This is a genomic window from Staphylococcus sp. EG-SA-14, assembly GCF_017151935.1.
In the GTDB taxonomy this organism is placed as follows: domain Bacteria; phylum Bacillota; class Bacilli; order Staphylococcales; family Staphylococcaceae; genus Staphylococcus; species Staphylococcus aureus.
The window spans coordinates 23,614-30,168 of sequence record NZ_JACVZM010000026.1 but is presented as its reverse complement, the minus strand read 5'-3'; the positions used below and the strand labels follow the sequence as shown (position 1 = coordinate 30,168).

Sequence of the window (6,555 nt, the reverse complement as noted above, 5' to 3'; positions counted from 1 at the left end):
AGGAAAATAGCAGCTCAACGAGCTGTACATTATAAAATACATATCAAAAAAGCTGATTTCTATCAAATAATTAATAGAAATCAGCTTTTTTACATTGCCTAAGAACTTAATGTCCCAAGCCCTGACATATCTTTTAGTAAAGTATGACACATAGTTAAATGGTTATTAGTCAACCATACGTTGTGCTTCTTGTAATTGGAACGTACGAACTTTTCTAGGTAAGAAACGTCGAATCTCGTCCTCATTATAACCAACTTGTAGTCGTTTATTATCTAAAATAATTGGACGACGTAATAAGCCAGGATTATCTTGAATGATTGAATATAAGTCTTGTAATGGTAGTGAATCAATATCAACATTTAATTTTTGGTATGTTTTAGAACGTGTAGAAATGATTTCATCAGTACCGTCTTCAGTCATTTTTAATATTTGCTTAATTTCATCAATTGTTAAATGTTCAGAAAAAATATTACGCTCCGTATACGGAATGTCATGTTCTTGTAACCATGCTTTCGCTTTACGGCAAGATGTGCAACTTGGTGAAGTAAATAATGTTACCATACATCTCACTCTCCTATTTGAATGAATAAAATTCATTGCTTAAAATTTAGTTATAGATCAAGAAAAAACATTTTTTTCTAAAATTCTTAATCGTTACTATTTATTATAACTATCTAACATTAAAATTAAATGAGAAAAACCTAATTTTTCAGATAAGTTTCTACACTTATAAAAAAGATTATTAATCCCTTTGTTAGTAGTAAGTTATACGTATATTCTAACACATCTTACATTTTTAAGAAATACTGTTATAATGATAATTATTAAAATATTACTAAGAAAGTAGGCATTTAAATGGAGACATTATTTTCAGGCATCCAACCTAGTGGAATTCCTACTATTGGAAATTATATTGGCGCACTAAAACAATTTGTTGATGTGCAAAATGACTATGATTGTTATTTCTGTATCGTAGATCAACATGCAATTACAATGCCACAAGATCGTTTAAAATTACGTAAACAGACCAGACAATTAGCAGCGATTTATTTAGCTTCTGGTATAGATCCAGACAAAGCAACATTGTTCATACAATCTGAAGTCCCTGCACACGTACAAGCAGGATGGATGTTAACTACGATTGCTTCTGTTGGAGAATTAGAGCGTATGACGCAATACAAAGATAAAGCTCAGAAAGCAGTTGAAGGTATACCAGCTGGTCTATTAACATATCCACCTTTAATGGCAGCTGATATTGTTCTTTACAATACTAATATCGTTCCAGTTGGAGATGACCAAAAGCAGCATATCGAATTGACTCGTAACCTTGTAGATAGATTTAATAGTCGCTATAATGATGTGCTTGTGAAACCTGAAATTCGTATGCCTAAAGTTGGTGGACGTGTCATGAGTTTACAAGACCCAACAAGAAAAATGAGTAAGAGTGATGATAATGCTAAAAACTTCATTTCATTATTGGACGAGCCGAATGTTGCAGCTAAAAAAATTAAAAGCGCAGTAACTGATTCAGATGGTATTATTAAATTTGATCGTGACAACAAGCCAGGTATAACAAATTTAATTTCAATATACGCTGGATTAACCGACATGCCAATTAAAGATATTGAGGCAAAATATGAAGGGGAAGGTTATGGTAAATTTAAAGGTGACCTTGCTGAAATAGTTAAAGCATTTTTAGTAGAATTCCAAGAAAAATACGAAAGTTTCTATAACTCAGATAAACTTGATGATATTTTAGATCAAGGTAGAGATAAAGCACACAAAGTTTCATTTAAAACTGTCAAAAAAATGGAAAAAGCGATGGGTTTAGGACGTAAGAGATAAAATAAAGAGGTACTAGAATTAACTAGTGCCTCTTTAATTTCATATTAATTTTTAATATCTACTTCTTTATCATTTTTCTATATATACATATTTTAATGTTGTATCAGGCCCAACCACATGATATTGAAGTCCTTTTACTTTGGGATTGGTTAAATGAGCTTCTCCCTTTTGATAAATTGGAGCTAGAGGTGCCTCTTTTAACAATAACTCTTCATCTTCTTTCATTTTACTATCTCTTTCGCTAACGTCCCCTAATAACTTTCCATTTATTTCTCCTAAATAATCATCATATTTTTTATTTCCCCAGTCAGTATTATTTTGAGGATTATCTTTTGTCATTGTTGACAAATAGGTTGTTGGATCAGGATAATCAGCAGCCCATCCAGTTAATGAAGATTCATATGTCATTTTAAATTCTTCACTCAATCTCTGTTTGAAAGGTAGTTGTCTAATTTTCATTTTTACACCAGGTAAATTTTTTTCTATTTGGGCCTTTATATATTCTGCTGATATTTTTGAATCTGGTGTATCTTCAGTATTCATTGAAAATGTGAATTTTTTTATATTCAACTCTTTCTTTGCTTTTTCCCAATATTCCAACGCTTTTTTCTTATCATACTTTAATGGTGAATTTACACTTGAAGCATAATCATCACCATTGCTAAGTTTTGCCACGCCTTTAGCTGTGAATGTGTCACTAAATGTAGAACCATCATTCTTAACTGCTTCAACATATCCTTTTTTATCAATTGCTAATGCAATTGCAATGCGTAAATTTCTATTTTTAAATTCTTTAACCTTTTTTTGATTGAATTTAATGAAAAAATTACCTGAAGTTAAGCGTTTTTGTAAAGCCTTTGAATTCTCATATTTTTTTACTTGATCGGCTAAAATTAATGTATCATCAACAGATCCTGTTTCAAATAATGAAGCACCAGCTTGTTTATCTTTCAATATTTTATAATTAACTTTATCTAATTTTACGTTCTTTTTATCCCAATAGAAATTATTCTTAGACAAAAGTATCTTATCTTCTGCTCTCCAAGTATCTACCTTAAACGGCCCATTATAAACTGCATTTTGAGGTTTCAAACCATACTTTTCTCCAAACTTTTTCGCAACTTTTTCATTTTGTGGATAAAAATTACTTAAAGCCAACAATTCATTTATGTATGGTATAGGTCTTTTCAACTTTATTTCAAGTTCATATTTACTTAATGCTTTAATACCTAACTTTTCAACTGGTAACTTACCAGCGTTTATACTATCTGCATTTTCAATATCAGACATTATGTAAGCATATTCAGAACCTGTTTTTGGATCAACTAATTTTCTCCATGCATATACAAAATCATTTGCTGTCACTGGGTCTCCGTTAGACCATTTAGCGTCATTTCTTAATTTAAAAGTTAAAGTTTTACCACCATTACTTTTTTTAGGCAGTTCTTTGGCTAACGCTAATTTTGCTTTATCGTTTTCATCAAGTGTAAAAAGCCCTTCGAATACTTGATTTGATATATCACCTGAAACTGCATCTGTTATTAAAGCTGTATCTAAGGTGCTCATATCTTGTGGTATTACTTTCCTAAAAACTTGTCCTTTATCAGAGTATATACCTTCTTTGCTACAACCAGACAATATCAATACAAAAATAAAACTTAATAATAAGTATTTTACTTTAGAAATATTCATAATATTGTGTTCCCTCTTTCTAAAAGTATTAGAATTTCCGTTGTCTTTACATTTCTGCAACATTTAGACTTGTGAGTACATAATGATCATTTTCTATTTTTCGTAATTTGCACTCAGAATCATTATCAAATTTATCATTGTAAATTTCTCTAACTCTTTCTTTTTCATATATTGGATCTGGTTGGGGTATTGAAGATATTAGTGATTTTGTATAATTATGTAATGGATTTTGATAAAGCCTTTCTGCACTAGCAATTTCAACTATTTTCCCTTTATGCATAACTGCTATTCTATCTGAAACATACTTAACCATAGATAAATCATGAGCAATAAATAAAAGTGTTGTCTCTCTTTCTTTTTGCAATTTTTTTATGATGTTTATTATTTGTGCTTGTATCGAAACATCCAATGCTGATATAGGTTCATCTGCTATAATCAATTCTGGTTCCACAGATAATGCTCTTGCAATTCCAATTCTTTGTCTTTGTCCGCCAGAAAACTCATGTGGATACCGATTTGCATGCTCTTTATTTAAACCCACTAATTCTAATAATTTATACACTTTTTCATTTCTTTCATCTCTATTTTTCGCTAATTTATGTATGTCTATCCCCTCACCTACTATATCCCTTACTTTTAGCCTTGGATTTAAGGAAGCATAAGGATCTTGAAAAATCATTTGAATCTGTTTATTTAATTTAAGGCTATCTCTTCTAGATGTTATTTTTTTAATATCTTTCCCTTTAAAGAATATAGTTTCTTCTGGTACATCTAATAATCTAATAATGGACTTTCCAAATGTAGATTTACCACACCCAGATTCTCCTACTATCCCAAGCGCCTCACCTTTATTTATTTTTATACTTACATCATCAATTACTTTTATTTCATTGCTTTTATTTTTATTAAAAATTTTGGTTAAATTTTTAATTTCAACAAGTACATTATTTTTCATCAAATGATACTCCCTCCACTTTTAACGGTCTCTCAAAATTATAAGGAAGGTTTTTAATTTTCTCCTTAATTACTTCTGGTGGAATTACTTTTGGAGCCCTGCTATCAAGTAACCAAGATTTCACGAAATGTGTAGGTGATAATTGAAACCATGGCGCTTCATATTTAAAATCAATATTTAACGCATACGCACTTCTTCTTGCAAACGCATCACCAGTTGGTGGCTTCAACAAATTAGGAGGCGCTCCTGGAATAGCAATCAGTTTTGACTTTGAATTAGACTCTAATGTCGGCATTGATGCAAGAAGCCCCCATGTATATGGATGTTTTGGATTATAAAATAATTCTTCTACTTTTCCAGTTTCTACAATTTCACCACAATACATAACTGACACTGTATCTGCAATGTTTGCAACGACTCCTAAATCATGAGTTATAAAAATAATTGCAGTATTTGTTTTCTTTTGTAATTTTTTCATCAATTCAATAATTTGCGATTGCATAGTTACATCTAATGCAGTGGTTGGCTCATCAGCTATTAATAATTTCGGTTCACAAGCTAATGCCATACCAATTACAATCCTTTGACGTTGTCCGCCAGAAAACTGATGTGGGTAATCTTTAAACCTTAATTCAGCATTCTTTATACCTACTAAATCTAAAATCTCTATAGCTTTTACTTTGGCATCTTTTTTATTCATACTTTTATGTATCATTAAAGGTTCCATAATCTGCTTACCTACTTGCATTGTAGGATTTAGTGATGTCATTGGATCTTGAAAAATCATAGCTATATCTTTTCCTCGTATTTTAGTAAATTCTTTTTCATTTTTATTAACTAAATCTTCTCCGAAAAACACCACACTCCCATTTGTGATTCTTCCATTATCCCCTTGAAAAAGTTTAGTAATTGCTTTAGTAGCAACTGATTTACCTGAGCCTGATTCCCCAACAATTGCTAGTACTTCTCCCTCATTTATGCAATAATCAATTCCTCTTACAGCATTAACAATGCCATCTTCTACTTCGAAAGAAACTTCTAAATTCTTTACTTCCAACACTTTTCTTACCATTAAATCACACCCTTATTTACGCATTTTAGGATCAAACGCATCGCGTAATCCATCACTAAATAAATAGAAAAATAAAATCAAAAGACTTAAAATTGTTGCGGGTATGAATAACTCATGCGGATAAATTAAAAGCATTGATTTACCATCATTCACTAATGAACCTAGCGATGTTTGAGGAGCAGGAACACCAATTCCAATAAAACTTAAAAAAGCTTCAAAAAAAATTGCGCTTGGAACTGTAAACATCGAAGTAACAATTATTGCACCTAATGTATTAGGCAATATGTGTTTGAATATTAATCTTTTATTTGAAGCTCCTAATGTCTTAGACGCTTGAACAAATTCTAAATTTTTAATTTTAAGAAACTCTCCTCTTACCACTCTACTCATTGATATCCATCCAGTGACAGACATGGCTAAAATAATTGTCCAAATTGATGGTTCAAAAATTAATACGAATAAAATTACTATTATTAAATTAGGAATCGAAGCTATAACTTCTATAATTCTTTGCATTACAGTATCTATTTTCCCTCCATAAAATCCAGATATAGCACCAAATAAAACCCCTATAAAAACATCTAAAATAGCTGCGACCACACCAATAAATAATGATATGCGTGCACCTTCCCAAGTTCTTGTCCACAAATCTCTACCTAATTGATCGGTTCCAAATATGTAATAATCTTTAGACCCCACCTCTTTGTATGTATCTTTGCCGTTAACATCTTTATCATTAAAAGGTAAATAATCAACTTTTCCTAACAAAGGTATTTTCGGAGGTAAATTTCTATCTGTAACTTGCTGCTCAGTACTATTATGTTGAGAAATTGCAGGACCAAATAAAGCAAATAAAATTAAGATTATTAATCCAATCATACCTATAACAGCTAATCTATTTTTTCTTAATTGTGTCCAAGCATCTTGCCAAAAGCTTTTATTTTTAACATTTACAAATTCTTGATTCATGTTATCTTTTTTTAATTCAAAA

Annotated in this window: 6 protein-coding genes; 1 reads left to right on the top strand and 5 read right to left on the bottom strand. The window is 30.7% G+C overall.

The annotated features are described in order from the left end of the window. Nucleotides 1–165 precede the first annotated feature (165 nt). Complete coding sequence (spxA, locus tag IDG63_RS12735) at nucleotides 166–561, bottom strand: transcriptional regulator SpxA (protein ID WP_000258003.1); 396 nt, start codon at nucleotides 559–561, stop codon at nucleotides 166–168. A 294-nt stretch (nucleotides 562–855) separates the two neighbouring features. On the opposite strand from spxA, the gene trpS reads away from it, so the two are divergent. After that, nucleotides 856–1,845, top strand: a complete 990-nt coding sequence (gene trpS, locus IDG63_RS12730; RefSeq protein WP_000448934.1) for a tryptophan--tRNA ligase — start codon at nucleotides 856–858, stop codon at nucleotides 1,843–1,845. A gap of 69 nt (nucleotides 1,846–1,914) precedes the next feature. Here the strand turns inward: trpS and IDG63_RS12725 are convergent, their stop codons facing one another. The 4 genes from IDG63_RS12725 to opp3C are packed head-to-tail and all read right to left on the bottom strand — an operon-like array spanning nucleotide 1,915 to nucleotide 6,533. Next, nucleotides 1,915–3,537, bottom strand: a complete 1,623-nt coding sequence (locus IDG63_RS12725) for a peptide ABC transporter substrate-binding protein (RefSeq protein ID WP_001027115.1) — start codon at nucleotides 3,535–3,537, stop codon at nucleotides 1,915–1,917. 46 nt (nucleotides 3,538–3,583) lie between these two features. Next, nucleotides 3,584–4,495, bottom strand: a complete 912-nt coding sequence (locus IDG63_RS12720; RefSeq protein WP_274611196.1) for an ABC transporter ATP-binding protein — start codon at nucleotides 4,493–4,495, stop codon at nucleotides 3,584–3,586. Further along, the gene (locus tag IDG63_RS12715; RefSeq protein ID WP_000251870.1) at nucleotides 4,482–5,564 is read right to left on the bottom strand and encodes an ABC transporter ATP-binding protein; all 1,083 of its coding nucleotides are present in this window, start codon (nucleotides 5,562–5,564) and stop codon (nucleotides 4,482–4,484) included. The genes IDG63_RS12720 and IDG63_RS12715 overlap by 14 nt, the downstream gene beginning before the upstream one ends. Nucleotides 5,565–5,576: 12 nt before the next feature. Further along, nucleotides 5,577–6,533 (bottom strand): oligopeptide ABC transporter permease, encoded by a 957-nt coding sequence (gene opp3C / locus IDG63_RS12710; RefSeq protein ID WP_025175582.1) that lies wholly within the window; start codon nucleotides 6,531–6,533, stop codon nucleotides 5,577–5,579. Between the last annotated feature and the right edge of the window lie 22 nt (nucleotides 6,534–6,555).